Here is a 26607-nt window from a genome sequence, read left to right on the forward strand (position 1 = left end):
GTACGGGTCAGATGTCGAGTCGCCGCGCGATCCCGTCGAGCACGCAGTCGAGGCCGAACTCGAACTCCCAGGCCGGGTCGTCCTTGCGGGTCGCCGACAGGGCGTACTGGTGGTAGTTCGGGTAACGGCCGCTTTCCAACAGGTACTTCATCTGCGGGGCGAGCGCCTCCCGCGTCTCGTCGCCGCTCTTCCAACCGTGCCGCTCGCGGTACTCGCGCAGCGCGATCTCGGTCTGGGTCGCGCCGTGCACGAACGCGCCGACCGTGCGGTGGGCGGCCACCATCGCGTCCGTGTCGAGCTCCTTGGTCGCCAGCGCCTTCAACTGCCGCTCCGCCACTGCCATCCGCGCCGGGGTGAGCTGGATGAGCGGCAACGGCGTCTGCCCGAGCCAGGGGTGACGGAGCATCAACTCCCGTGTCTGGAGCCCGAAGGAGCGCAGCACCTCGCGCCAGTCGGTCACGTCGTCGGGCACGGTCAGCTCGGCCGAGACCCGGTCGAACATCAGCGCCCACAGATCCTCTTTGTCGGAGACGTGCCGGTACGCGGCCATCGGGGCGACGCCCAGCTTGGTGGCCAGGCGGCGCATGGTGACGGCGGCGCCGCCCTCCTCGTCGGCCAGTTCCACGGCCGCCGCGGCGATCCGCGCCAGGGTTAGCGAGGCGCGCCGGGTGGGCGCGGGCCGCTCAAGACGCTCCCAGAGCGAGGGCTCGACGAGGCCGCCCGCCTCGCTCTCGGCCTTCCCCTGTGCCACCACGCCATCGACCCCTCTCGCTTCTCACTTCTCACGCATGAACGTGTACAGCGTATCCCCAGTGGACGCCGTACACATCGATGTGTACGTTGTACGCACACCAGAGTGTACGCCGTACACAAACAGGGGGTTCCGTCATGCCAAGCACCGATCCGCTCCGCGTCGCCGTCCTCGTCGGCTCGACCCGCGAGGGCCGCTTCGCGCCCGTCGTGACGAAGTGGCTCGCCGGCCACCTCGGGCAGCGCGCCGATCTGCGCGCCGACGTCGTCGACCTCGCCGAGACGCCGTTGCCGACCGTCCTGCCGGCCTTCGGTGAGCAGCCGCCGCCCGGCGCGACGGAGGCCCTCGCCCGGGTCTCGCCGCGCCTCGCCGCCGCCGACGCGTTCATCCTCGTCACGCCCGAGTACAACCACAGCTTCCCGGCGTCCCTGAAGAACGCGATCGACTGGCACAACACGGAGTGGCATGGCAAGCCGGTCGGCTTCGTCTCGTACGGGGGCCTGTCCGGTGGGCTGCGCGCGGTCGAGCAACTGCGGGTCGTCATGGCCGAGTTGAACGCCATGAGCGTCCGCAACACGGTCAGCTTCCACAACGCCTGGGGCGCGTTCGACGCGGACGGCCGGGTCGACGATCCGGCCGTGGACGCCGCGGCCAAGGCGATGCTCGACCAGCTGACCTGGTGGGCGCATGCCCTGCGCGACGCCAAGTCCGATCGCCCGTACGCGGCTTGAGGCGACCATGACGACACTCACGGAAGAGATGCGGCGGACCGCGGAGCGCGCGCCCTCCCGGCTCGTGATCGCCGGGCTGCTGCTCGGTATCGTGCTCGCCACGCTGGACGGCACCATCGTCGGCACGGCCCTGCCCGTCATCGTCGGCGACCTCGGCGGCATGGATCATCTGTCCTGGGTGGTCACCGCCTACCTGCTGGCCACGGCCGTGACCACCCCGCTGTGGGGCAAGGTCGGCGACCTGTACGGCCGCAAGGGCAGCTATCTCGCCTCGATCTCCGTCTTCCTCGCCGGGTCCGTGCTGTGCGGACTCGCCCAGGACATGGGGCAGTTGATCGCGTTCCGGGCGGTGCAGGGCATCGGTGCGGGCGGCCTGTTCGTGGGAGCGATCTCGCTCGTGGGGACGCTGCTCGGGCCCGCGGAGGCGGGCCGCTCGCAGGCCGTCATCGGCGTGCTGCTGCCCGCCGCGATGATCGGCGGCCCACTGATCGGCGGCTTCCTCACGGACCAGTTGGACTGGCGGTGGGTGTTCTACGTCAATGTGCCCGTCGGGGCCCTCGCTCTCGCCGTCGTCGGGGCGGGCGTGCGGGTGCGCACCGAGCGGGTGAAGGCGCGGGTCGACCTCGCGGGCGCGGCGCTGCTCACCCTCGCGATCCTCGCCCTGACGTTGCTGTCGTCGTGGGCCGGGACGACGTACGCCTGGACGTCGCCACTGATCGGGGCGCTCGCCCTGGTCTCGGCGGCGGCCCTCGCCGGGTTCGTCGCGGTGGAGCGGCGCGCGGCCGAGCCGGTGATCCCGCCGCGGCTGTTCCGCGACCGCAACTTCGGTGTCGCGCAGGTGCTGAGCTTCACCTCGGGGGCGGCCATGCTCGCGGCCGCCACGTATCTGCCGCAGTACATGCAGCACGTACGGGGCATGTCGGCGACGGGGAGCGGACTGCTGCTGCTCCCCCTGATGCTCGGCATGATGGGCGCCCAGCTGACCATCGGGCGGCGCGTGAGCAACGGCGGCCGCTACCGGCCCTACCCGCTCGCGGGCGGCGCCCTGGCGACGGCGGGCGCGCTGGCCCTGCTCCTGCTCGGCACGGGGACGGCGACGTGGGCGGCGTCCGCCCTGACGTTGGCCCTCGGCGTCGGCCTCGGCTGCCTGTTGCAGCCCTCGATGCTGATCACCATGAACAGCGCCGAGCCCCGCGACATGGGCGCGGCCAGCGGGACGCAGACGCTCCTTCGGACCGTCGGGGGCTCGCTCGGCGTCGCGGTGCTCGGGTCCGTGTTCGTCCAGCGGGTGCACGACGGCCCCGGTCCCGCGGGCATCGTCGACGGGCTGCACGGAGTGGCGGTCGGTACGGCGGTGCTGTGCGCGGTGGCGTTCGGGTCGGCGCACCTCGTACGGGAAGTGCCTCTCCGCGCACGGCAGCCGGGGTGACACCGGTCTGACCGCATCGTGAGACCACAGCCCAGGCCTCGCCGGGGCTGTGGCAAACTGCGTCCGTGCTCTCGTTGGCCATGATTATTGGCAGCAGGCGCGCCGGTCCGCAGTGACCACCTCGTACGACCCGGTACAGGTGGACACCGTCGTCCTCGACCCGCGCGCAGACCTCTCGCACCCGCGAGGGGTTTTTTCGGTTTCTGGCCCACCCGCAGCCAGGCCGAGAGCGCGAGGGATCATAGATGGACGGTGGAACCGGTCCTTCCGGTACGAAGACCGAGATCCCGATCAGGAGCCAGATCAGCATGAGCAGCAGCCCCAGTGAACGTCTCAGCGACACCGCCGGCGAACTCGACGATTCCCGCGAGGCCTCCGACGCCTTCCACGTCTTCGACACCACGCTGCGCGACGGCGCACAGCGCGAGGGCATCAACCTCACCGTCGCGGACAAGCTGGCCATTGCCCGGCACCTGGACGATTTCGGCGTGGGCTTCATCGAGGGCGGCTGGCCCGGCGCCAACCCCCGCGACACCGAGTTCTTCGCCCGCGCGCGAGAAGAGATCGACTTCAAGCACGCGCAGCTCGTCGCCTTCGGCGCCACCCGCAGGGCGAACGCCAAGGCGAGCGAGGACCCGCAGGTGCGGGCCCTCCTGGAGTCCGGCGCTCCGGTGATCTGCCTGGTCGCCAAGTCGCACGACCGGCACGTCGAACTGGCCCTGCGCACGACCCTCGAAGAGAACCTCGAGATGGTCCGCGACACGGTCTCCTACCTGGTCGCGGAGGGCCGCCGGGTCTTCGTCGACTGCGAGCACTTCTTCGACGGCTACCGCGCCAACGCCGAGTACGCGAAGTCCGTCGTCCGGGCCGCGCACGAGGCGGGCGCCTCCGTCGTCGTCCTCTGCGACACCAACGGCGGCTTCCTGCCCGCCCAGGTCCAGGCCGTCGTCTCCACCGTCATCGCCGACACCGGCGCCCGGCTCGGCATCCACGCCCAGGACGACACGGGCTGCGCCGTCGCCAACACCCTCGCCGCGGTGGACGCGGGCGCGACCCACGTCCAGTGCACGGCGAACGGCTACGGCGAGCGCGTCGGCAACTCCAACCTCTTCCCGGTCGTCGCCGCTCTGGAGCTCAAGTACGGCAAGAAGGTCCTCCCCGAGGGCGCGCTGCGCGAGATGACCCGTATCTCGCACGCCATCGCCGAGGTCGTGAACCTCACCCCCTCCACGCACCAGCCGTACGTGGGTGTCTCCGCGTTCGCGCACAAGGCGGGCCTGCACGCCTCCGCGATCAAGGTCGACCCGGACCTGTACCAGCACATCGACCCCGACCTCGTCGGCAACCGCATCCGCATGCTCGTGTCCGACATGGCGGGCCGCGCGTCCATCGAGCTCAAGGGCAAGGAGCTCGGCGTCGACCTCGGGGGCGACCGCGAGCTGATCGGCCGGGTCGTGGAGCGCGTCAAGGAGCGCGAACTCCAGGGCTACACGTACGAAGCGGCCGACGCCTCCTTCGAACTCCTGATGCGCGCCGAGGTCGAGGGCAAGGAGCGCAAGTACTTCCGCGTCGAGTCCTGGCGCGCGATCGTCGAGGACCGCCCCGACGGCTCGCACGCCAACGAGGCCACCGTGAAGCTGTGGGCCAAGGGCGAGCGCATCGTCGCCACGGCGGAGGGCAACGGCCCGGTGAACGCCCTCGACCGCGCGCTCCGCGTCGGCCTGGAGCGGATCTACCCGCAGCTCGCGAAGCTGGAGCTGGTCGACTACAAGGTCCGCATCCTGGAGGGCAAGCACGGCACGTCCTCCACGACCCGCGTCCTGATCTCGACGAGCGACGGCACCGGCGAGTGGTCCACGGTCGGCGTCGCCGAGAACGTGATCGCGGCGTCGTGGGGCGCGCTGGAGGACGCGTACACGTACGGGCTGCTGCGGGCGGGCGTGGAACCGGTCGAATAGACCTCTCAAGCCCACATCAAGCCCCGCCGGCGATTGAGGCGCGGGGGTCCGGGGCAGAGCCCCGGGACGCCAACCACGTCGCCGCGAGAGGGGCCCCACGTACCGCGCTGAGTTAGCGTCGATACATGAGGCCCCTCATCGCCGCCCTCGCCGCCCCGCTCCTCGCCCTGGGCGCCACCCTCACCGTGGCGCCCCCCGCGGCCGCCGCCACGGACGTGTCCACCGTGGCCGACGCCCTGGAGAAGAGCCCTGTCTACGTCGCGCCCGGCGCGGCCGGCGGGCTCACCTCGGACGACGTCGACGCGCTCGAGAACAAGATCAAGGACGCGAACAAGCCGGTCATGGTCGCGGTGCTGCCCGCCGACTTCCCGACGCAGAAGCTCTTCAGCGATCTCCGTGCGAAGACGGGGATCGTGGGCGTGTACGGGGTCCGCCTCGGCGACCGGTTCGACGCGCGCGCGGACAGTCGGGTGATGTCCCAGCAGGCCGTCAAGAACGCGGTGGGCAGCGTGCAGGGCGAGTCCGCCAAGAGCCAGCTCGACGACTTCGTGAGCACGTCGGTCCGGACGGCTAGGGGCTCGGCCCCGTCCGCCTGGGACGCGGGCGGCGGCGACGAGGGCGTCTCCGTAGGCCCCCTGATCGGCGTCGGCGCGGTCGTCGTGGTCGGCGGCGTCGGTGTCTACGCCCTGAGCCGGCGCAACCGGCGCAAGCGCGAGGAGGAGCAGCGCGAGGCCCTCGACAAGCTGCGGGTCGTCGTGGACGAGGACATCACGGCGTTCGGCGAGGAACTCGACCGGCTCGACTTCCACCCGGCGGAGGCCGGCGCCGACGACGCGATGCGGGCCGACTTCGAGCGGGCGCTCGACGCGTACGAGAAGGCCAAGCAGTACATGGCCGACGCCCGGCGCCCGGACGACGTACGCGGCGTGACGCAGGCCCTGGAGGACGGCCGGTTCGCACTCGCGCAGCTTGCCGCGCGCCGCGAGGGCCGCCCGCTGCCCGAGCGCAGGGCGCCCTGCTTCTTCGACCCGCGCCACGGCCCCTCCACCGAGGACGCCCTGTGGACGCCGCCCGGCGGCTCGTCCCGCGAGGTCCCGGTCTGCGCGGCGGACGCGACGCGGCTGCGGGACGGCGAGGACCCGCATGTGCGCACGGTCGACGCGGGGGCGGGGGAGCGCCGCCCGTACTACGACGCGGGCCCGGCGTACGGCCCGTGGGCCGGCGGCTACTTCGGCGGCGGCATGCTGCCGGGCCTGCTGGTCGGCACGGTGCTCGGCTCCATGCTGGCGAGCCCCGCCTACGCGGCCGACTACGGCGGCGGCGACTTCGGCGGCGGCTTCGACGGCGGCGACATCTCCGGCTCCGACTTCGACCCCGGCGACTTCGGCGGCGGCTTCGGCGACGGTGGGGGCGGCGACTTCGGCGGTGGCGGCGGCTTCGGCGGAGGGGACTTCGGCGGCGGTTCCTGAGGAGCAGCACGGCGGGACTGTGACGTGTAACGACGACCTGGCCGTCGTTACACGTCACAGTCCCGCCGCTTCGACGCACGTCACCCCGGTCCTAGGCCCGGTTGAGCGTCCGCGTCACACCCGCCAGCACGGTCGTGGTCAGGATCCACCCGACGGCGACGAGCCCGTACGCGAATCCCTGGACGCCCACGCCGCCCCAGTGCCAGCCGTCGCGCTGGCCGAGCCCGCCGATCGGGATCATCAGGTCGAGGGCGTACGCGACGGGGTTGAAAGGAGGCCCCTCGCCCTTCTTGTTCGGCACGGGCGTGTGGGCGGCGAACACGAGTGAGCCGATCAGGGTGAGCAGCGCCAGCCAGATCCCGGCGATCCACGGCCGGTACCCGTACCCCACGGTGGCTTCGAGCAGCCAGCCCCAGGCCCGACCGGCAGGCCCCAGCGTCGCCCGGCGCCGCCGCTCCCGCACGAGCAGTACGCGGCGCGCCTCGTCCTCGCGTCCGGACCGCCGGTAGTGGGCGGCGAGTTGTTCGTACGGCTGCGGGGCGTAGTCCGGTTGCCGGTCCAGCCACTCCAGCCGGGTCCGCGCGTCGTCGCTGCGGCCGCCGGTCGCGTCGCCGAGCCATTCGTAGGTCAGCCCGTCCAGGCCGAGATTCGCGGGCCAGGTCCGGGGATCGTCCTGGATCCGGGTCGCCTGCGCGTTGCGCAGGTTCACGCCGCCGGCGGGCCGGTGCGAGAACGACAGGTCGAGCGCCTCGACCCGCAGCCCCACGGCCATCAACGACGACTGCCCGCCCAGGAGTTGAGCGCCCCGGAACGTCAGCATGTCCGCGATCTGCGCCCCGCGCAGCCGCACCCTGCCGTCGGCCAGGAACCCGTGGGAGAGCCGCACGGACGACGCCTTCAGGTTGTCCCCGTTGAACGCGATGTCCTCGGGCGAGCCGACCCGTATCCACGCGCCGCGCATCCAGAGCCCACCCGCCAACTCGGCGCCGGGAAACCCGACTTGCCCCTCCGAGACGAACCCGTCCTCGCACATCACCGCGCCCCGCATCACGAGCCCGCCCGCCTCCAGGGCCACCCGCCCCGGCGCGACCAGCCGCGCCCCGTCGAGCCGGAGCCCGCCCGCGATGTCGGCGTGCACCACGTCCACGGCGCCGTCGGCCCCGTCCCGCTCGCCGATCACCGACCGGCGCAGGTCGAGCCGCCCACCGATCCGGGCGGTTGAGGCCATCAGCCCCGGCAGGACGCAGTCGACGGCCCCGAACGCGAGCGTGCTCGCGCCCTCCAGGCCGACCTGCTCGTCGAACCGACACCCCTCGAACCGCACGGCCCGCCGCACCTCGGCCCCGTCGAGCCGCAGCGCCCCCGTGATCCGGGCATCACGCACCACGTACGGCTGCGACCCGGCGCCCTCGTCGAGAATCTCCCGCCTGACCTCAGCTGCGGTCAGCGGCACGGGAGTTGAGGAACGCGGTCCAGGTGCCGGGGGAGACGGTGAGCACGGCTCCGGTGGCGGGGTTGTTCTTGGAGTCGCGGATGTGGATGGCGGTGGGTGCGGTGGCGACCTCTAGGCAGTTGCCGCCCTGGTCGCCGCTGTGCGTGGACTTCCGCCAGTGGTAGGCGACTTCGAGGCAGTTGCCTCCGTTGTCGCCGCTGTAGCTGGACTTGAACCAGCCGGTGATGGGTGCCGCGGTGTTCATGAGGCTCCTAGCAATGTGTCCAGCAACTGCGCGCTCTCTGCTGGAGATAGTGCCTGTGACCTCAGCATTCCATACTTGAGCTGGAGTGTGTGCACCTCGTCGGGGTCCTCGACCAGGGCGCTGATGCACTGGTCCTCCAGGTAGGCCACGCTGTCGTGGTCGACGGTCTCCACCAGCACCATCGGGCCACTGAGACCGGCGTGCGGCAGCCGCTTGGTGGGCATGACCTGGATGCCCATGCACTGCAGACCGCCCAGTTCCAGGACACGACGGATCTGCGCCCGCATGACGTCCGGGCCGCCCAGGGGGCGCTGAAATGCGGTCTCCTCGATGATGAAGTTGCACCACGGCGGGTGCTCCCGCCCCCAGATCGCCTGCCGCTCCAGACGTCCGGAGAGCCAGTCCTCCAGGGTTTCGTCCTCGATGGGCGGGTAGCAGGAGTCGAATACCGCACGCATGTACTCCGGTGTCTGTAGAAGCCCGGGCACGACCTGGGTCTCGTACGTCTGGATGGCGCGGGCCTTCTGCTCCAGCTCCACCAGGTCTGCGACCAGCAGTGGGAACTTCTCCCGCACCGGTACCTTGGCCACCGCGACCGCCAATGCCCCCTTGGTGGCAAGTAGTTCATCGATCTGCCCGGCCAGGGCCAGGCCCACCGGCCGTCGCCCCTGCTCGATGGACGCCATCTTGTCGTGGCTGACACGCAACTGATCGGCCAGCCCCGTCTGCGTCATCCCCACGTACTTGCGGAAATGCGCGATCTGAGCCCCAATGGCATGCCACGAAGTCACCTGCTTCTTCATACGCACTCAGTTCCCCTCGCCAACCCGCCCTGACCGGCGTCCACTCGTACAAATCCAGATGTACGAGTCGGCGCGCTGCCCCACGAACACCCCGCAGCGCGAAGCTCAAGGCATGGAGCAACTGCCCTACAAGCGCGAGGCGTTCTACCGACGCGAACGCAAATCCGTCCCCGCGGCCCGCGCGTTCACAGCCTGGGCCTTGCGCGACTGGCATGCAATCGAACGTCTTGACGACGTACTTCTCTGTGTCAGCGAGCTGGCGACGAACGCACTGCTGCACGGCGTACCGCCAGGGCGGGGTTTCCGGTTGCACATCGAGCTGGGCGGAGACGGCGTGCTCCGGATCGAGGTGCACGACAGCGGCCCGGGAACGGTCCACGAGGGCGAGGCCGGCCCCGAGGAGGAACACGGCAGGGGCCTGCACCTGGTCGCGGCGCTGGCCGACAAGTGGGGGGTGGGGGAGCGGGACCCGGGGAAAAGCGTGTGGTGCGAGTTCGCGCGGGGCGGCGGGAGTGTCGCGTGAGGCAACGCCGAGTTGGCGGCCACGAAACCAGTGGCCGCCTCAACCCGCCGGTGCAGAAGGCCGGTTCAGGCCTCCTTGATCGCCGAGATGTCGAAGTTCAGCTTGATCTTGTCCGAGATCAGGACGCCACCGGTCTCCAGCGCGGCGTTCCAGGTGATGCCCCACTCGGAGCGGAGGATCTCGGTCTTGCCCTCGAAGCCGACGCGCTCGTTGCCGAACGGGTCCTTTGCGGCGCCGTTGAACTCGAGGTCGATGCTGAGCGGCTTGGTGACGCCGAGGATCGTCAGGTCGCCCGTGATGCGGTAGTCGTCGCCGCCCAGGGACTCGGCGGAGGTCGACCGGAAGGTCATCGTCGGGAACTCGTCGATCTTGAAGAAGTCGGCGCTCTTCAGGTGCCCGTCACGGTCTTCGCTGCCGGTCGTGATGCTCGACATCTGCACGTCGAACGAGGCCGTGGACTTCGCGGGGTCCGAGCCGTCCAGGTGCAGCGAGCCGGTGAAGTCGCTGAAGCTGCCCTTCACGTTCGTCACCATGGCGTGCCGGGCGACGAAGCCGAGCGTGGTGTGAGCGGGGTCGACGGTGTACTCGCCGGTGAGCGCGGCGGCGTCCGGGTTGACCGGCGCGGCCTGCGCGGCGTCGGCGGGGGTGGTGGCGGATTCGTTCTTGCGGCCGAAGATGCCCATGACGTGCTCCTTGGGGACGGGCGGCACGGGTGGTGCCAGGTGGGGTGGTGCGGTGATGTTGAACGTTGAACTACCAACAAGTTCGACTGTAGCGCGATGATGTTCAATGTTCAACATCAAACAGTGTGTACCTCCTCGATTACAGCCCGATATGGCCAAGGTCGCCCTTTCGGGTGTGCGTGGGATGCGGGGGTGCGGGGTGGTGTGAGGGGGGTCTCAGTGCGCGGCTTTGTGTGACGTCTACAAGGCGGACCCGTGCTGAGCAGTCACTTCGGCCCCCCGGAGGCGGGGTTCTGTTCAGGGCTACCAGGAAAACGGGCCGGAGACTGTACGGAGTCGACGGACCGTTTTCAGGGGTCCACTTCGTAAGGTCACTACATGACCGTTTTGGACGACACCGCCTCGAACCCGGGGGACGAGCCCACCGACGCCCGTGGCCGCGTGGCCGAGCTGCACGCGATCCGCGCCCAGGCGCTGGCCGGACCCAGTGAGAAGGCGACCGACGCCCAGCACGCGAAGGGCAAGCTGACGGCGCGCGAGCGCATCGAGCTGCTCCTCGACGAGGGTTCGTTCAACGAGGTCGAGCAGCTGCGCCGGCACCGGGCGACCGGCTTCGGCCTGGAGGCCAAGAAGCCCCACACGGACGGCGTCATCACCGGCTGGGGCACGGTCGAGGGCCGCACGGTCTTCGTCTACGCGCACGACTTCCGGATCTTCGGCGGCGCTCTCGGTGAGGCCCACGCCACGAAGATCCACAAGATCATGGACATGGCCATCGCGGCCGGTGCCCCGCTGGTCTCGCTGAACGACGGCGCGGGCGCCCGTATCCAGGAGGGCGTCTCCGCGCTCGCCGGCTACGGCGGCATCTTCCAGCGCAACACGAAGGCCTCCGGCGTCATCCCGCAGATCAGCGTGATGCTCGGCCCGTGCGCGGGCGGCGCGGCCTACAGCCCGGCGCTCACGGACTTCGTGTTCATGGTCCGCGAGACCTCGCAGATGTTCATCACGGGCCCGGACGTCGTGAAGGCCGTGACCGGCGAGGAGATCACGCAGAACGGGCTCGGCGGCGCCGACGTCCACGCGGAGACCTCCGGCGTCAGCCACTTCGCGTACGACGACGAGGAGACCTGCCTCGCCGAGGTCCGCTACCTGCTCTCGATGCTCCCGCAGAACAACCGGGAGAACCCGCCGACCGTCGAGTCCGACGACCCGGCCGAGCGCCGCGGCGACGTCCTGCTCGATCTGGTCCCGGCCGACGGCAACCGCCCGTACGACATGACCAAGGTCATCGAGGAGCTCGTCGACGACGGCGACTTCCTGGAGATCCACGAGCGCTGGGCGCGCAACATCATCTGCGCCCTGGCCCGGCTCGACGGCCAGGTCGTCGGCATCGTCGCCAACCAGCCGCAGGCGCTCGCGGGCGTCCTGGACATCGAGGCCTCGGAGAAGGCCGCCCGGTTCGTCCAGATGTGCGATGCTTTTAACATCCCCATCGTGACGCTGCTCGACGTCCCCGGCTTCCTGCCCGGCGTCGACCAGGAGCACGGCGGGATCATCCGGCACGGCGCCAAGCTGCTGTACGCGTACTGCAACGCCACCGTGCCCCGGATCTCGCTGATCCTGCGCAAGGCGTACGGGGGTGCGTACATCGTCATGGACTCGCAGTCCATCGGCGCGGACCTCACCTATGCCTGGCCGACCAACGAGATCGCGGTCATGGGCGCCGAGGGCGCGGCCAACGTGATCTTCCGCCGGCAGATCGCCGAGGCGGAGGACCCGGAGGCCATGCGCCAGAAGATGGTCAAGGAGTACAAGGCCGAGCTGATGCACCCGTACTACGCGGCGGAGCGCGGCCTGGTCGACGACGTGATCGACCCCGCCCAGACGCGTGAGGTGCTGGTCAAGTCCCTGGCGATGCTGCGCACCAAGCACGCCGACCTGCCGTCGCGCAAGCACGGCAACCCGCCGCAGTAACCGGCACGTACTAGTCGTAGGAGACCCGCCACATGTCCATGCCTGACATCCGCGTCGAGAAGGGCCACGCCGAGCCGGAGGAGGTCGCGGCCATCACCGCGATCCTGCTGGCGCGGGCCTCCGCCGCTCCCGAGGCTCCGGTGCACCGGGTGCGTCAGCCCCGTGCGGGGTGGCGCCGCCTGGAGCGCGAGCCGGGGTTCCGCGCGCCGCACAGCTGGCGCTGACCGGCACCGGTACACACGTCTGAGGCCCTCTTCCCGAATCGGGAGGAGGGCCTCAGTGTGTTTGCAGTCGGACGGGGGGGCGCGGTTGCGGGGCTCTGCCCCGGACCCCGCGCCTCAATCGCCGGCGGGGCTTGAAAGACCTGCTCAATCGCCGCAGGGGCTTGAAGCGTGCCTACCGGAGGCGCGCCATCAGGGCGTGTTCCACCAGCGTGATCAACGTCGACTTCGCGTCCGCGCGGTGCCGGGCGTCCGTCGTGATGATCGGCGTGTCCGGGCCGATCTGCAGCGCCTCGCGGACCTCGTCCGGACCGTAGGGCTGGCCGCCGTCGAAGCCGTTGAGGGCGACGACGAAAGGCAGGCCGGAGTTCTCGAAGTAGTCGACCGCGGGGAAGCAGTCGGCGAGGCGGCGGGTGTCGACGAGGACGACGGCGCCGATCGCGCCGCGCACCAGGTCGTCCCACATGAACCAGAAGCGGTCCTGGCCCGGCGTACCGAACAGGTACAGGATCAGGTCCTGGTCGAGCGTGATGCGGCCGAAGTCCATGGCGACCGTCGTGGTCGTCTTGTCCCCGGTGTGAGTGAGGTCGTCGATGCCCGCGGACGCGGACGTCATGACGGCCTCGGTGCGCAGCGGGTTGATCTCGGAGACGGCGCCCACGAACGTCGTCTTGCCGACACCGAAACCACCTGCCACCACGATCTTCGCCGATGTGGTGGAACGGCTTGGAGCAGCCGGCCCTCCGCTAGAGCTTGCGAAGTCCACTGAGCACCCTTTCGAGCAATGTCACGTCTGGCTGGCCGCCGGCGCTCTCGTCGCCGCCGGGCTGATGGATGGCGACCAGTCCCGCCTCCGCGAGGTCGGCGACGAGAATCCTGGCCACACCGAGGGGGATCGTCAGGAGAGCCGAGATCTCGGCCACCGACTTGATCTCTCGGCAGAGGTTGCAGATCCGCTGGTGCTCGGGCAGTTGGCCCTGCAATTGGTGCGGCTGCGCGGTGGTGTGCACCAGCGCCTCGATGGCGAGCTGGTAACGCGGCCTTGTGCGGCCGCCCGTCATGGCGTACGGGCGCACCAGCGGGTTGTTCTTCGCGGCGGGTGCGGGATTCGCGTCGGGGCGCGGCTGCGGCTGCACGGGCTGGATGCGCGGCGCCGGCGGCTGGTCGTAGGGACCGGGCTGCCGGGTCGGTCGGGCGTGGTTCGCCGACGAGGGGGAAGACGGGAAGTTGTACCGGTTCTGGGATCCGTCGTCACCCATACCCGCCTGGCCACGACCCCGGCCGTGGCCGTAAGGCGGCCACTGGGCCGAGGAACCGCTCGGGGGTGTTGCTGAACCAGACACGAACTTCCTCCTCCGACTGCGCTGGGCACCATCACTGTGGAGCCGCGTCCCGAAACCTTACGGCCCCGGGACACGAATACGCACTGCCTGTCTGTTAGTTGAGAAGGCTTCCCTGAAGCTCCGCTCGCAGGTCCGGCGTGAGAACCGTGCCTGCCCGGTCGACAAGAAGGGCCATCTCGTACCCAACGAGGCCAATGTCCGCCTCGGGGTGTGCAAGGACGGCGAGAGAAGAGCCGTCGGAGATGGACATGATGAAGAGGAATCCTCGCTCCATCTCCACAACTGTCTGGTTCACAGGGCCGCCTTCGAAGATGCGGGAGGCGCCCGCGGTCAACGAGGTCAGACCCGATGCGACGGCCGCCAACTGGTCGGCGCGGTCGCGGGGGAACCCTTCGGACATCGCCAGAAGGAGTCCGTCGGCGGAGACCACCACCGTGTGGGACACACCGGGGGTGTTGTCCACGAAGTTGGTGATCAACCAGTTCAGGTTCTGTGCCGCCTGGCTCATCGGGCTCACACTAACGCTCCTGGTTGTAGGTGCTGTCAGGACCACTGTGCTGATTCCTAGTGGCCTGGCCGTTCGTATCACTGCTGCCCTCGTTGCGACCCCGCTGTACGCCGCGACGCAGGTTGCTGAGCCTGCCCCGGACGTCCTCGGGGGCGCGGGAGACCTGTGGGCCGCCCTGCGGCGTGGACTCCGCCGTGCCCTCGACCAGGTTGGCCTTGGGTACCCGGCGCGGCAGCCCGGACGCGGTGACTCCGCCCGCCTTCGGCTTCTTGAGCTGCTCCGCGCGCTCCCACCGGGCGTCGTTGGCCGAGCGCCAGGAAGTGTCCTCGTCGGAGTGGGTCTCGGGGGCCTGCTCGGGGGTCGGTGCGGGCTCCTGCGGGGCGCCGCCACCGCCGCGTCGCGGCAGACCGGCGTCGGTCAGCGCGTGGGGTGCGGAGGGGGCCGGTCCGGTCGTGTCCGCCGAGGGGGTGGCACCGTGCCCGTCGAAGCCTACGCGTTCCTGGTCCGCCGCGGCAGTGCCCGGAGCGGATTCCGCTTCGGGGCCGAACGGGCCCTGGAAATCGGCCTGGTAGGGCTCCCGGAAGGCGTCCTGAGCCTGCCAGTCGGCCCGCGGCGGGGACGGCTCGAAGGGGTTGTACGACTCCCGCGGGGCTTCCGCATAGCCGTCCTGCGTGGGGTACCCGGAGGCGAATCCGTCCGGCTGCCCGTTGTCGTGAGTGGGCTGCACGGGGACGAATCCGTCGAAACCGCCCTGCTGCCGGCCGTCGTAGCCGAACTGCCGCTCGTCGTAGCCACCCTGCGGTTCGTCGTAGACGCCCGGCTGCGGATCGTCGTAGGCGAATTGCCGACGGTTGTCGTACGGGGCCTGCCGGGTGTCGTACGCGTTCTGCTCCGCGAAGGGCGGACGGTCCTGCTGCGGCTGCTGTGGCTGGAACTCGTCGCGGAACAGCGGGCGTTCCTGCCCGGCCTCGTCGGGGTCCTGCTGCTGCGCCTCCAGGGCGGCACGGCGCTCCTCACGCATGAGGGAGCGGCCGACAGGGTCCAACTCGCGGGCGTCGTCCGGGACGTCGTAACGGCTGTCGTCGAAGCCGAGCTCGGCGGCCGTGCGCAGCGGGGTGTGCTCGAAGGCGGCCTGCTCGGGGATCATCGTCGAGACGGTGAACTCGGTGTCCTCCAGGACCCCGCCGCCACCACCGTGCGTGATCACCTCGGGCAGCATGACGAGCGACGTCGTGCCCGCCTGCTCGCCCGAGGGGCGCAGCTGCACGCGGATGCCGTGCCGGTCGGAGAGCCGGCCGACCACGAACAGGCCCATGCGCTGGGAGATCGCGGCGTCCACCGTCGGCGGGTTGGCCAGCTTGTGATTGATGTCCGCGAAGTCCTCGGCGGTGAGGCCGATGCCCTTGTCGTGGATCTCGATCATGACGCGGCCGTCCGGGAGACGGGTCGCGGTGACGCGGACCTTGGTCTGCGGGGAGGAGAACGTCGTCGCGTTCTCCAGGAGCTCGGCGAGCAGGTGCACGAGGTCGGTGACCGCGCGGCCGTGGATCTCGGCCTCGGGGACGCCGGCCAGCTCGATGCGCTCGTACTGCTCCACCTCGGAGGAGGCGGCGCGCAGCACGTCCACCAGCGGCACCGGCTGGTCCCAGCGGCGGCCCGGCTCCTCGCCGGCGAGCACCAGGAGGTTCTCGCCGTTGCGGCGCATACGGGTCGCGAGGTGGTCCAGGCGGAACAGCTGCTCCAACTGGTCCGGGTCGGCCTCGTTGTTCTCCAGGTCGGTGATGAGGGTCAGCTGGCCCTCGATCAGCGACTGGTTGCGGCGCGACAAGTTGGTGAAGATCGCGTTGATGTTGCCACGGAGCAGTGCCTGCTCGGCGGCGAGCCGGACGGCCTCGCGGTGCACCTGGTCGAAGGCGCGGGCGACCTCACCGATCTCGTCGGTCGTGACGATCGGGATCGGCTGTACGCGGGTGTCGACCCGGCCCGGCTCGGTGCGCGAGAGCTGGTCGACGAGCATCGGCAGGCGCTGCTCGGCCACGTCGAAGGCGGCGGAGCGCAGCCGGCGCATCGAGCGGGACATCTGCCGGGCCATCTGCCCCGCGATCAGGACGGCGACGAGCAGGGCGATCACGACGGCGGCGCCGATGATGATCGCTTCGCGCCTGGCGTCGGCGGCGATGCCGGAGGCCTCGGTCACGGCCTTGTCCGCCAAATTCGACTCGATCGTGCGATAGGCGTCGAACTTCGCGGTGTTGACCGCCCACCAGTTCTCGGGCGTGACGCCCTTCTGGGCGAGCGCGAGCCGGGCGCTGGGCTGGGTGCTCGGCATGGCCACCACGGCGGCGACCATCTTGGTGTTCTCGGGCGGCGGGACGTATGAGGGATCCTTGGCCTTGGTCGCGGCGGCCTGCTTGGCGCCGTCGGACTTCAGCTTCTTGATCGTGGCCTCCAGCTTCTGGAGGTCCTCGGCCGTACCACCGCCCTTGTACTCCTCGATGGCGATGTTCTCGAGGTAGGCGTAGCTGCCGAGCGCGGTGCGCTGGCGGCTCAGGTTCGTGGCGCCGGGGCCCGGCTTCACCAGGAGGTGCATGCCGATGGACCGCTCCAGCGAGAGCGCCGCCTTGGTCAGCGAGATCGCGTAGACGGTGCGGCCGTAGCTGGTGATGTTGCCGGTGCCGAGGCCGAGCTCGTTGGCGAACTCCATCAGCGGGTGCTGGATGGCGACGTAGCCCTCTTCGGTCTGCACGCCGGAGAGCTTGGAGGTGTACGCGGCTGCCCGCAGCTTCTTCAGGCCGGGCTCGACCTTGGTGAACTGCGCGAGGCGGCGCTGGAGGCCTTCCTTCTGCGGCATGTTCGCGGCCGCGGCGTGGAACTTCTCGGCGGCGGCGTCCGTGGCCTGGCGGGTCTCGGCGACCTTGGGGTCGCTCTTCTTGCCCTGGAGGAGGGGTGCGGCGGTGGTGTCGCGCTCCTCGATGAGGCGGTTGCCGTACGTCAGCGAGGCCTGCACGAGGCGTGCGGTGCTCTCGGCGTCCTCGGCCTCCTGCCAGGTGTCGATCGAGTTCGACACCTGGAAGCCACCCATGACGAGGCCCACGACCACGGGTATGAGGAGGATGGCGTTCAGCTTGGTGGGTACACGCCAGTTACGGGGCGACAGGCGACCGCCCGACGGTGCCGGCGCCGGTGCTTCGGCCGCCGGTGCGGTCCGCGCCGCTTCGCGCGGGGGCGGGGTGAAGTTGCCCCGCGCCGAGACCGGCTCGGGACTGTTCTTGCTTCGCCTCACTCGACCAACAACCTCTCGGCGTCGGCACCTACGTTGTGCCGCTGTATGTCTCCAGGCCCATTCCTACTGGGCAGTTCAGCGCATTCCAGCACGTCAGGAGGCGCACTTCCAAACAGTCGGAAGCGGAAGCTCCGGGTGACACGTACCCCAGATAAAACGGTCATAAAGAGCGAGCCCCGCCAAAAGGCGGGGCTCTTGTGAGCGCAGGGGAACCGGCTGTGCGCGACGTGTGTCGGCGCCCTGGGAATTCTCTTTCGAAACGTTATGAACACCACGGCCCGGCGTGTCAAAGGCCACAGAGGTCGCCGAAGGGGCTACGGCAACTGTCGTACGGATCCAGCCACTTACTGACCGGTATCCGACCGTTTCTGACAGGCGGCTGCTGTCGGCTGCTGTCGGCGGTCGGCCGGGGCTACTTCAGGCGGGCCATGAGCGCGTGCTCCACCAGCGTGATCAGGCCGCTCTTCGCGTCGGCGCGGTGCCGGGCGTCGGTGGTGATGATCGGGGTGTCGGGGCCGATCTGCAGGGCCTCGCGGACCTCGTCGGGGGTGTACGGCTGGTGCCCGTCGAAGCCGTTGAGGGCGATGACGAAGGGCAGGCCGGAGTTCTCGAAGTAGTCCACGGCCGGGAAGCAGTCGGCGAGGCGGCGGGTGTCGACGAGGACGACGGCGCCGATCGCGCCGCGCACCAGGTCGTCCCACATGAACCAGAAGCGGTCCTGGCCCGGCGTACCGAAGAGGTACAGGATCAGGTCCTGGTCGAGCGTGATGCGGCCGAAGTCCATGGCGACCGTCGTGGTCGTCTTGCCTCCGGTGTGCGTCAGGTCGTCGATCCCGGCGCTCGCCGAGGTCATCACGGCCTCGGTGCGCAGCGGGTTGATCTCGGAGACCGCCCCGACGAACGTGGTCTTGCCGACGCCGAAGCCGCCCGCCACCACGATCTTCGCCGAGGTGGTCGCGCGGGCGGTCCCCACGGAACCGTCAGAGCTTGCGAAGTCCACTGAGCACCCTTTCGAGCAGAGTCACGTCCGGCGCACCGCCGTTGGCCTCGTCGCCGCCCGGCTGGTGAATGGCGACGAGCCCGGCCTCGGCCAGGTCCGCGACGAGGATCCGGGCCACGCCGAGCGGCATCGAAAGGAGCGCCGAGACCTCGGCCACCGACTTCACCTCGCGGCACAGGTGGCAGATGCGCTGGTGCTCCGGCAGCAGCGTCATCAGGGCCGCGGGGTCGGCCGTCGTGCTCACCAGCGCCTCGATGGCGAGCTGGTAACGCGGACGGGTCCGGCCACCGGTCATCGCGTAGGGGCGGACCAGGGGCTGGTCGCCCTCGAAGCCGTACCCGGCGTGGGCGGTGGCACCGTACGGGTCGTGTGAGTCGGTGGGCGGGGTCATGGATCCTCCGGGCGGGACGACAAGTGCGGGGGCCTGCCGTCTGAGGGTGGGCCGGTGGGGGGATTGTGACGGCGGAACAACGGGTGTGCGGATTGCGTGCGCTGACTGGATTCCTGGGATGCCGATGAAGCAGACTGCGAAGCGGCCGGGGTTACCGGCCGTTACGGGCCTCAGTGCAGCAGGCTGCCCTGGAGCTCGGCCCGCAGGTCGGGGGTGAGCACGGAGCCCGCCCGGTCGACCATCAGCGCCATCTCGTAGCCGACGAGGCCGATGTCGCAGTCGGGGTGCGCCAGTACGGCGAGCGACGAGCCGTCCGAGATGGACATGAGGAAGAGAAAGCCGCGCTCCATCTCCACGACCGTCTGATTCACCGGGCCGCCCTCGAAGATCCGGGACGCGCCGGCCGTGAGCGAGGTGAGCCCCGACGCCACGGCCGCCAACTGGTCCGCGCGGTCGCGCGGGAACCCCTCGGACATCGCGAGCAGCAGCCCGTCCGCGGACACCACGACCGTGTGCGAGACACCCGGTGTGTTGTCCACGAAGTTCGTGATCAACCAGTTCAGGTTCTGTGCCGCCTGGCTCATCTGGCTCAACTAACGCTCCTGCTGGTGAGTGGGGCGGGGGTAGCTGCCGGTGTTGCCGGCCTGCCGCCCCTGCTGGATGCCCCGACGGAGATTGGTCAGCCGACCGCGCACCTCATCGGGTGCGCGCGAGACCTGAGGACCGGTCTGAGTCTGCTGCTCCTGGGCGGTTCCCGCCACAAGGTTCGCCCTCGGCACACGGCGAGGCAGACCGGAGTGGGTGACGCCACCCGCGGCGGGCTTGCGCACCCGCTCGGCCTGACGCATCAGGTCGTCGTTGGGGGACTGCCGCCAGTTGGCCTCGGCCGGGTCGGGCGACGCGGCGGGGCGTGCTGCGGGTGCGGCGGAGGGGGCCTGTGCCTGTGCCTGCGGCCGCTGCGGGAGACCCTGCTCGGGGCGTCCGCCCGGCGACTGCATGCCCTGGCCGCGGCCCTGGCCGTTCTGGTTCCGACCGTTCTGGCCCTGGCCCTGGGGCTGAGACTGAGCCTGGGGCTGGCCCTGGCTGTTCTGGCCGTGGAACCAGTTCGTCTCCAGCGTGTCGTACAGCGGCGTACGGCCGTCCCCGCCCGACGCGTCGCCCGGCGGCAGGAAGTCCTCCTGCGAGGGCTGCGCCGGGATGCCCTGGTCCTGAGCGCCGTTGCGCTGAGGCGGCTTCGGGGGCGTGAACTCGAACTGGCCGGTGTCCGAGCGGCCCTGGGGCTGCGCGTACTGGCCGGTGTTCGCCAGGTCGTTCGGCGGGCGGTTGTACTGGCCGGTGTTGGCCGGGGCGCCCTGTGCCGGGTTGAACAGACCGGCGTTCGCCGGGTCCTGGACGCGCGGGAACCGGTCGGTGCCCGACGGCTCCTGCGGGTTCTGGAACTGGCCGGTGGCCGACGGGCCGCCCTGCGGCGGGCTGAACTGGCCGGTGTTCGCCGGGTCGCTCGGGGGGCGGTTGTACTGGCCCGTGCCGGACGAGGGGTTCTGCGGGCGGGGGAAGCCGCCGCTGTCCGACGGGTTCTGCTGCTGCGCGTACCGGCCGGCTGCGGAGGGGTCGCCCTGCTGCTGGTTGTACTGACCAGTGGCCGACGGGTCGCCCTGTGCCGGGTTGAACAGTCCGGCGTTCGCCGGGTCCTGGACGCGCGGGAACTGGGCGGTGCCCGAGTCCTGCGCGTGCTGGGGCCTGCCGGCGGCCGACGGGTCGCCCTGCCGGCCGAACTGGCCGGTGATGGACGGGTCCTGGCGGTCCGTGAGGCCGCCGTCCCGGAAGCCGTTCGCCGCGTCGGGGCCGCCGGCGTTGCCGTCACGCGGGCCGAACACGTCCGAGCGGACGAACTGGCCGGAGTCCTGCGCCGGGCCGTGGCCGCCCTGCCGGGGCGGACCCTGGCGGTCGTCGCGGACGCGCGGGAAGCGGGCCGTGGAGTCCGGCTCGTCGTGACCGCGCGGAGCGTCCAGGTTCGGCTGCGCGTTCTCGTCGCTCCAACTCGGCGTACGGGGCTGCGGGTTGCCGCCCGGCAGCTCGGCGCGCGGGCCACCGCGCGGCGGCAGCACCGGGCGCCGGCCCCGCGGCTCGTTCGGGTCGCTGTGGGTGCGCTGCTGCGGCGGCACGGGACCGCCGGGGGCCTGCCCCTTGCCGAAGGCGTCGGGAGCGGAGGGACCGGAGGGGCCGGAGGAGGCAGCGGGGCCGGCAAGACCGGCGGGACCCGAAGGACCGCCCGCCGCACCGGCACCGGCCGGCGCCTGCGGGCCACCGCGCCCGGGCAGCGCCGCACGCGGCCCACCCGTACCGGCGCCGACCTGCGGCCGCCCGCCGGGCGCACCGGAGCCGCCACCGAGGAGGCCGGGCGGGCCACCGGCGTTGCCGGGCGCCTGGCCGCGCCGCGCCGCGGCGACACCGGCCGCGGCCTGCGCGGCGGCCGGACCACCGGAACCACCGGGGCCGCCCTTGCCGGAAGGCTTCTTGCCGCCCTGCGCGACATCCACGGGGAGCATGACCAGCGCGGTCGTACCACCGGAGTCGGAGGGGCGGAGCTGGATACGGATGCCGTGGCGCTGCGACAGGCGGCCGACCACGAACAGACCCATGCGGCGGGAGACGGAGACGTCCACGGTGGGCGGCGCGGCGAGCCGCTCGTTGATCGCGGCGAGGTCCTCGGGGGAGAGGCCGATGCCGGTGTCGTGGATCTCGACCAGCACCCGGCCGTCGGGCAGCGCGTGACCGGTGACCTTGACCTTGGTCTGCGGCGAGGAGAACGAGGTCGCGTTCTCGAGCAGCTCGGCGAGCAGGTGCACGAGGTCGTTGACGACGCGTCCGGCGACCTCGGTCGCGGGCACGGCGGCCAGCTCGATGCGCTCGTACTGCTCCACCTCGGACGCGGCGGCACGCAGCACGTCGACGAGCGGCACGGGCCGCGTCCAGCGGCGACCGGGCTCCTCACCGGCGAGAACGAGCAGGTTCTCGCCGTTACGGCGCATACGGGTCGCGAGGTGGTCGAGCTTGAACAGCGACGACAGCTGGTCCGGGTCGGCCTCGCGGGACTCCAGCTCGGAGATGAGCGAGAGCTGGCGCTGGATAAGACCCTGGGACCGGCGCGACAGGTTGGTGAACATCGCGTTGACGTTGCCTCGCAGGAGGGCCTGCTCGGCGGCGAGACGCACGGCCTCGCGGTGCACGTCGTCGAAGGCCGCGGCCACCTTGCCGATCTCGTCGCGCGAGTGCACGCCGACCGACTCCACGGACGTGTCGATGTCCTGCGGGTCGGACTCGGACAGCTCCCTGACCAGCTCGGGCAGGCGGTCCTGGGCGACCTGGGTCGCGGTGTCCTGGAGCCGGCGCAGCGAGCGGATCATGGACCGGGCCACGACGAAGGCGCCGACGAGCGAGACGCCGAGCACGAGCAGGATCAGCGCACCGTTGATGATGGCCGAGCGCTCGGACGCGTTGCGCAGCTCGCGGGCCTGCTGCTCCATCTGGTTGAGCAGCGTCAGCTCGATCTTGGACATTTCCTGGATGCGCGTGGTGTCCGCGTCGACCCAGTCCTTGTACGAGCGCTTGTCCTGCGACTTGATGCCGTCGGACTTCTGCAGCACACGGTTCGCGTAGGTGTCGGCGGCCTTGATCGTGGAGTTGTTCTCCTCGATCGGCTTCAGCAGCTCCTGCGCGGCCACGGCGCCGTAGACGGCCTTGAAGGACTGGAGCTGCGACTCCTGGTTCTCGGCGGCCGCGAGACCGTACTGCCGGTCGGTCTCCGAGAGCTTGCCGAACCGGGCGCTGTTGGGCGGCAGACCGGCCGCGATGATGGCGCGCTGCTCGGAGGCGTACTCCTTGGCGGAGGAGAAGGCCGAGAGGGCGCGCGTGCGCTGGATCATCTCGGGGCTGCTGGTCGCCTGCGCCATGTCCGTGGACAGGGAGAGCAGCTCGTCGACGATGCGGGCGTAGGAGTCGACGGTCTGCGAGGAGTTCGACTTGTCCTCGTACGCGCCCTGCCGGATCTTGTTGAGGTTGATCAGCTCGTGGGCGATCTGTACCGCGTGCTCTCGCACACCGTTGAGGCTGCCGGTCTCGCCTTCGGCCTTGATCTCGGTGGTGCTCTGCAGGAACGTGTCCTGGGCGCGGTCGGTCTTCTCACGCGTCGACTTGACGTTGAAGTCGCTCGTCGAGGAGCCGCTCGACAGCGGGCCCGCCGCCTGGTCGCGCTCCTCCTGGAGCGCCGTGGCCAGCTCGGTGGCGTGCTTGGTCATCTCGGTCAGCAGCTTCATGTTCTCGAGCTGCTGGATGTCGTTCAGCGACTCGGAGATACGCAGCGCGCCCAGCGAGGTGGCCGCGACCACGGGAAGCGCGAGCAGCGAGACGAGACGCGTCGAGATGCGCCAGTTGCGCAGCGCCATCCGCGAACCGGGTCCCGTGGGGACCTTGGGCCTCGCCGAGGACGGAGGTGCCGAGGCGCCCTTGCCGTCGCCATCGGAGGTGTCGACGGACGCGGTGCGTCCCGGGTTTTGGGCGTGCGGGGGCCGGGTGCCGCCGGCTGTCGGGCCGGTCCCGCCGCGCGGCTCCGGCTCCGCCGCAGCGCTGCCATCCCTGTTCTTACGTCCCTGCACTAGCGTCGCAACCTCTGGACCAGGCGCCCCGCCCGTATGCACGGACAAGACGGTGTCGGCGTCGTTCGGGGGACGACCTGAAACGTCCCCCTGTGGTCGTGAGTGACCGGCGCTGGATCCCCTCTCCGCCGCTGCTCGGCGCTGCGCTGCGCCCGTGCGCGCCGGTTGTCTACCTGCGGCGGTCCACGCGATTCCAGCACAGTGCAGGATCTCCAACAAGGCCCGAGGTGGCTGTCACACCCTGCGTGACGCGACGTAAGAGGAGGGTCACGGGACGTAGAACTCGACCTGCACCAACCCGGTCATTACCGGACTTTCCGCGTACGCCTGGGGGGTGTCCCGGTCGCCGCGATCGGGAGCGGAATAGTGGCTTCAGTCGGGTAATGTCCGTTTCGTGGGCGGGAGTTGGCGGACCGAAGTGCCCTATTTGCGATGTACCCCGTGAGCAAACTCACATGCCGGGGGTCGTAACTTCCCGGCTTTCGGCGGGAATCAGATGTTTAGCCTGACGTTTAAAAGGGATGGCACACCAGACTACGGAGAAGGTTCCCGAGCACACTCATGACGAAGACGATGATGTTCCAGAACATTGCCAACCCGCGGCGCACGACGCTGGCGCACCTCGCGGACGCCGACGAGATCCAGGCCGCACCGGCCGTACCGGAACACGCGGCATCGCTGCCCACGAACACGGCCAACCCGAAGCGCACGATCCTGATGGTGGCACCCGAGACCGCCCCCGTGGCGTAGGGCCTGTCGTTTGGGTCAGGCCCTCACAACCGCAGCGACGGCGGCAGCCCCACCGCGTTAGCCTGGGTCGGTCACACCCCACCCGGATCAACGCCAGAAAAAGGGGCGCAGCAGACCGTGCGCATCGCCAGATTCTCCATCGACGGGAACGTCGCCTTCGGCGCGGTCGAGGGCGACAAGCCAGACGAGCTCGTCCTCGACATCATCAAGGGCATCCCGTTCGCGGACTACGAGCTCTCCGGTACGAAGGTCCCGGTCAGCAAGGTCCGGCTGCTGCCCCCCGTGCTCCCGAACAAGGTGATCGCCTTCGGCCGCAACTACGCGGAGCACGCGAAGGAGCTGGGGAACGAGGTCCCGGACACCCCCTTCGCCTTCTTCAAGCCGTCGACGTCGGTGATCGGCCCGGACGCCGAGATCCAGTACCCCGGCTTCTCCGAGGAGCTGCACCACGAGGCGGAGCTCGCCGTCGTCATCGGCCGGATGTGCCGCGAGGTCCCGCGCGAGCGCGTGAAGGACGTCGTCTTCGGCTACACGGCCGCCAACGACGTGACGGCCCGCGACGTACAGAAGCGCGAGAAGCAGTGGGCGCGGGCGAAGGGCTTCGACACGTCCTGCCCGCTGGGCCCCTGGGTCGAGACCGACCTGTCCCTGGAGCAGGCCTCCGACCTCACCATCCAGTGCACGGTCAACGGGCAGCAGCGACAGCTCGGCCGTACGTCGCAGATGATCACGTCCATCGAGGACCTGATCGTCAACATTTCCGAGGCCATGACGCTGCTCCCCGGCGACGTCATCCTCACGGGCACCCCGGAAGGGGTCGGCCCGCTCAGCGTCGGCGACGAGGTCGCCGTCAGCATCGAAGGCATCGGCACTCTCACCAACAAGGTTGTCAAGCGTGGCTAGCGCACCCGTCCCCTCCTCCTCCGTACGTGTCCGTTTCTGCCCCTCGCCCACCGGTAACCCCCACGTGGGCCTGGTCCGCACCGCCCTGTTCAACTGGGCCTTCGCGCGCCACAACCAGGGCACCCTGGTCTTCCGCATCGAGGACACCGACGCGGCCCGCGACAGCGAGGAGTCGTACGAGCAGCTCCTCGACGCGATGCGCTGGCTCGGCTTCGACTGGGACGAGGGCCCCGAGGTCGGCGGCCCGCACGCGCCGTACCGGCAGTCCGAGCGGATGGACATCTACAAGGACGTCGCCGACAAGCTCGTCGAGGCCGGCCGGGCGTACCCCTGCTACTGCTCCACCGAGGAGCTGGACGAGCGCCGCGACGCGGCCCGCGCCGCAGGCAAGCCCTCCGGCTACGACGGCCACTGCCGCGACCTCACCGCCGAGCAGAAGGCCGCGTACGAGGCGGAGGGCCGCAAGCCCGTCATCCGCTTCCGGATGCCCGACGAACGGATCACGTTCAACGACCTGGTCCGCGGCGAGATCAGCTACGAGCCGGAGAACGTCCCGGACTACGGCATCGTCCGTGCCAACGGCGCGCCGCTCTACACGCTCGTCAACCCGGTCGACGACGCGCTGATGGAGATCACCCACGTCCTGCGCGGCGAGGACCTGCTCTCCTCCACCCCGCGCCAGGTCGCCCTCTACTGGGCGCTCAAGGACCTGGGGATCGCCAAGCTGGTGCCCGAGTTCGGGCACCTGCCGTACGTCATGGGCGAGGGCAACAAGAAGCTCTCGAAGCGCGACCCGCAGTCCTCGCTCAACCTCTACCGCGAGCGCGGCTTCCTCCCGGAGGGCCTGCTCAACTACCTCTCGCTGCTCGGCTGGTCCCTCTCCGCGGACCGCGACATCTTCTCCGTCGAGGAGATGGTCGCGGCCTTCGACGTCAAGGACGTCCAGCCGAACCCGGCGCGCTTCGACCTCAAGAAGTGCGAGTCGATCAACGGCGACCACATCCGCCTGCTCGACCCGAAGGAGTTCGCGGAGCGCTGCGCCCCGTGGCTGAAGGCCCCCTTCGCGCCGTGGGCCCCGGAGGACTTCGACGAGGCGAAGTGGGCGGCGATCGCCCCCCACGCCCAGACCCGCCTCAAGGTCCTCTCCGAGATCACGGACAACGTGGACTTCCTCTTCCTCGCCGAGCCGGCCTTCGACGAGGCGAGCTGGACGAAGGCCATGAAGGAAGGCTCGGACGCCCTCCTCGTCACGGCCCGCGAGAAGCTGGACGCGGCCGACTGGAACTCGCCCGAGTCCCTCAAGGAGGCCGTCCTGGCCGCCGGCGAGGCCCACGGCCTCAAGCTCGGCAAGGCCCAGGCCCCGGTCCGGGTGGCCGTCACGGGCCGCACGGTCGGCCTGCCTCTCTTCGAGTCCCTCGAGATCCTGGGCAAGGAGACGACCTTCGCCCGCATTGACGCGGCCCTGGCGAAGCTCACCGCGTAAGCACGCGCGCGTAGGCCCCTGAAAGACCCGGAAGCGGACCGCTTCCGGGTCT

Annotated in this window: 23 protein-coding genes; 10 read left to right on the plus strand and 13 right to left on the minus strand. The window is 70.3% G+C overall.

The annotated features are described in order from the left end of the window. Window positions 1-7: 7 nt before the first annotated feature. Window positions 8-754: a TetR/AcrR family transcriptional regulator gene (locus ACWD2L_RS09110; RefSeq protein WP_351342686.1), complete on the minus strand. Its 747-nt coding sequence runs from the start codon at window positions 752-754 to the stop codon at window positions 8-10. Between the two features lie 134 nt (window positions 755-888). On the opposite strand from ACWD2L_RS09110, the gene ACWD2L_RS09115 reads away from it, so the two are divergent. The 4 genes from ACWD2L_RS09115 to ACWD2L_RS09130 all read left to right on the plus strand — a co-directional run bounded on the left by ACWD2L_RS09115 (window position 889) and on the right by ACWD2L_RS09130 (window position 6338). Further along, complete coding sequence (locus tag ACWD2L_RS09115) at window positions 889-1482, plus strand: NADPH-dependent FMN reductase (RefSeq protein ID WP_351342684.1); 594 nt, start codon at window positions 889-891, stop codon at window positions 1480-1482. Window positions 1483-1489: 7 nt separating this feature from the next. Then, entirely contained in the window at window positions 1490-2911 is a 1422-nt protein-coding gene (locus ACWD2L_RS09120) for an MDR family MFS transporter (RefSeq protein ID WP_351342682.1), read from the plus strand. 308 nt (window positions 2912-3219) lie between these two features. Beyond that, window positions 3220-4869, plus strand: a complete 1650-nt coding sequence (cimA, locus tag ACWD2L_RS09125) for a citramalate synthase (protein ID WP_351342680.1) — start codon at window positions 3220-3222, stop codon at window positions 4867-4869. A 125-nt stretch (window positions 4870-4994) separates the two neighbouring features. Next, window positions 4995-6338: a hypothetical protein gene (locus tag ACWD2L_RS09130; RefSeq protein ID WP_351342678.1), complete on the plus strand. Its 1344-nt coding sequence runs from the start codon at window positions 4995-4997 to the stop codon at window positions 6336-6338. Between the two features lie 91 nt (window positions 6339-6429). Here ACWD2L_RS09130 and ACWD2L_RS09135 read toward each other — a convergent pair whose 3' ends face one another. Genes ACWD2L_RS09135 through ACWD2L_RS09145 form a run of 3 tightly spaced genes read right to left on the minus strand, consistent with a single transcriptional unit; the run spans window position 6430 to window position 8838 of the window. Further along, window positions 6430-7791 carry an oxidoreductase gene (locus tag ACWD2L_RS09135; protein ID WP_351341310.1) on the minus strand — a complete coding sequence of 454 codons (1362 nt, stop codon included), beginning with the start codon at window positions 7789-7791 and terminating at the stop codon, window positions 6430-6432. Next, complete coding sequence (locus ACWD2L_RS09140; RefSeq protein ID WP_351341312.1) at window positions 7772-8035, minus strand: DUF397 domain-containing protein; 264 nt, start codon at window positions 8033-8035, stop codon at window positions 7772-7774. The genes ACWD2L_RS09135 and ACWD2L_RS09140 overlap by 20 nt, the downstream gene beginning before the upstream one ends. Beyond that, on the minus strand, window positions 8032-8838 hold the full coding sequence (locus ACWD2L_RS09145) for a helix-turn-helix domain-containing protein (protein WP_351341387.1): 807 nt from the start codon (window positions 8836-8838) through the stop codon (window positions 8032-8034). The genes ACWD2L_RS09140 and ACWD2L_RS09145 overlap by 4 nt, the downstream gene beginning before the upstream one ends. 112 nt (window positions 8839-8950) lie before the next feature. Between ACWD2L_RS09145 and ACWD2L_RS09150 the strand changes: the two genes are divergently transcribed. Beyond that, the gene (locus tag ACWD2L_RS09150) at window positions 8951-9361 is read left to right on the plus strand and encodes an ATP-binding protein (RefSeq protein WP_351341314.1); all 411 of its coding nucleotides are present in this window, start codon (window positions 8951-8953) and stop codon (window positions 9359-9361) included. A gap of 65 nt (window positions 9362-9426) precedes the next feature. On the opposite strand, the gene ACWD2L_RS09155 is transcribed toward ACWD2L_RS09150, so the two are convergent. Continuing rightward, window positions 9427-10044 (minus strand): YceI family protein, encoded by a 618-nt coding sequence (locus ACWD2L_RS09155; RefSeq protein ID WP_351341316.1) that lies wholly within the window; start codon window positions 10042-10044, stop codon window positions 9427-9429. Window positions 10045-10422: 378 nt separating this feature from the next. On the opposite strand from ACWD2L_RS09155, the gene ACWD2L_RS09160 reads away from it, so the two are divergent. Both ACWD2L_RS09160 and ACWD2L_RS09165 read left to right on the plus strand, forming a co-directional pair. Continuing rightward, window positions 10423-12018 (plus strand): acyl-CoA carboxylase subunit beta, encoded by a 1596-nt coding sequence (locus ACWD2L_RS09160; RefSeq protein ID WP_351341319.1) that lies wholly within the window; start codon window positions 10423-10425, stop codon window positions 12016-12018. 32 nt (window positions 12019-12050) lie between these two features. Beyond that, the gene (locus ACWD2L_RS09165; protein ID WP_351341322.1) at window positions 12051-12242 is read left to right on the plus strand and encodes an acyl-CoA carboxylase subunit epsilon; all 192 of its coding nucleotides are present in this window, start codon (window positions 12051-12053) and stop codon (window positions 12240-12242) included. A gap of 172 nt (window positions 12243-12414) precedes the next feature. Here the strand turns inward: ACWD2L_RS09165 and ACWD2L_RS09170 are convergent, their stop codons facing one another. From ACWD2L_RS09170 to ACWD2L_RS09205, 8 genes are all read right to left on the minus strand, one after another. After that, complete coding sequence (locus tag ACWD2L_RS09170; protein WP_351341325.1) at window positions 12415-13005, minus strand: GTP-binding protein; 591 nt, start codon at window positions 13003-13005, stop codon at window positions 12415-12417. Beyond that, complete coding sequence (locus ACWD2L_RS09175) at window positions 12986-13582, minus strand: DUF742 domain-containing protein (RefSeq protein ID WP_451188101.1); 597 nt, start codon at window positions 13580-13582, stop codon at window positions 12986-12988. The genes ACWD2L_RS09170 and ACWD2L_RS09175 overlap by 20 nt, the downstream gene beginning before the upstream one ends. A 94-nt stretch (window positions 13583-13676) precedes the next feature. Beyond that, window positions 13677-14090 carry a roadblock/LC7 domain-containing protein gene (locus ACWD2L_RS09180; protein WP_266714481.1) on the minus strand — a complete coding sequence of 138 codons (414 nt, stop codon included), beginning with the start codon at window positions 14088-14090 and terminating at the stop codon, window positions 13677-13679. Window positions 14091-14100: 10 nt separating this feature from the next. Then, window positions 14101-17373 carry a sensor histidine kinase gene (locus tag ACWD2L_RS09185; protein ID WP_351341331.1) on the minus strand — a complete coding sequence of 1091 codons (3273 nt, stop codon included), beginning with the start codon at window positions 17371-17373 and terminating at the stop codon, window positions 14101-14103. 412 nt (window positions 17374-17785) lie between these two features. Continuing rightward, on the minus strand, window positions 17786-18373 hold the full coding sequence (locus tag ACWD2L_RS09190; protein ID WP_351341334.1) for a GTP-binding protein: 588 nt from the start codon (window positions 18371-18373) through the stop codon (window positions 17786-17788). Beyond that, entirely contained in the window at window positions 18354-18764 is a 411-nt protein-coding gene (locus ACWD2L_RS09195; protein WP_328632288.1) for a DUF742 domain-containing protein, read from the minus strand. Before ACWD2L_RS09195 ends, ACWD2L_RS09190 begins: the two co-directional genes overlap by 20 nt. Before the next feature lie 170 nt (window positions 18765-18934). Further along, complete coding sequence (locus ACWD2L_RS09200) at window positions 18935-19348, minus strand: roadblock/LC7 domain-containing protein (protein ID WP_266718905.1); 414 nt, start codon at window positions 19346-19348, stop codon at window positions 18935-18937. Window positions 19349-19357: 9 nt separating this feature from the next. Next, window positions 19358-23419, minus strand: a complete 4062-nt coding sequence (locus ACWD2L_RS09205; protein WP_351341338.1) for a sensor histidine kinase — start codon at window positions 23417-23419, stop codon at window positions 19358-19360. A 561-nt stretch (window positions 23420-23980) separates the two neighbouring features. On the opposite strand from ACWD2L_RS09205, the gene ACWD2L_RS09210 reads away from it, so the two are divergent. From ACWD2L_RS09210 to gltX, 3 genes are all read left to right on the plus strand, one after another. Further along, the gene (locus ACWD2L_RS09210; protein ID WP_351341341.1) at window positions 23981-24169 is read left to right on the plus strand and encodes a hypothetical protein; all 189 of its coding nucleotides are present in this window, start codon (window positions 23981-23983) and stop codon (window positions 24167-24169) included. Between the two features lie 117 nt (window positions 24170-24286). Then, on the plus strand, window positions 24287-25072 hold the full coding sequence (locus ACWD2L_RS09215) for a fumarylacetoacetate hydrolase family protein (RefSeq protein WP_351341344.1): 786 nt from the start codon (window positions 24287-24289) through the stop codon (window positions 25070-25072). Beyond that, on the plus strand, window positions 25056-26555 hold the full coding sequence (gene gltX, locus ACWD2L_RS09220) for a glutamate--tRNA ligase (protein ID WP_351341347.1): 1500 nt from the start codon (window positions 25056-25058) through the stop codon (window positions 26553-26555). The genes ACWD2L_RS09215 and gltX overlap by 17 nt, the downstream gene beginning before the upstream one ends. The last annotated feature ends 52 nt before the right edge of the window (window positions 26556-26607 follow it).

Source organism: Streptomyces sp. NPDC002754 (assembly GCF_053592315.1).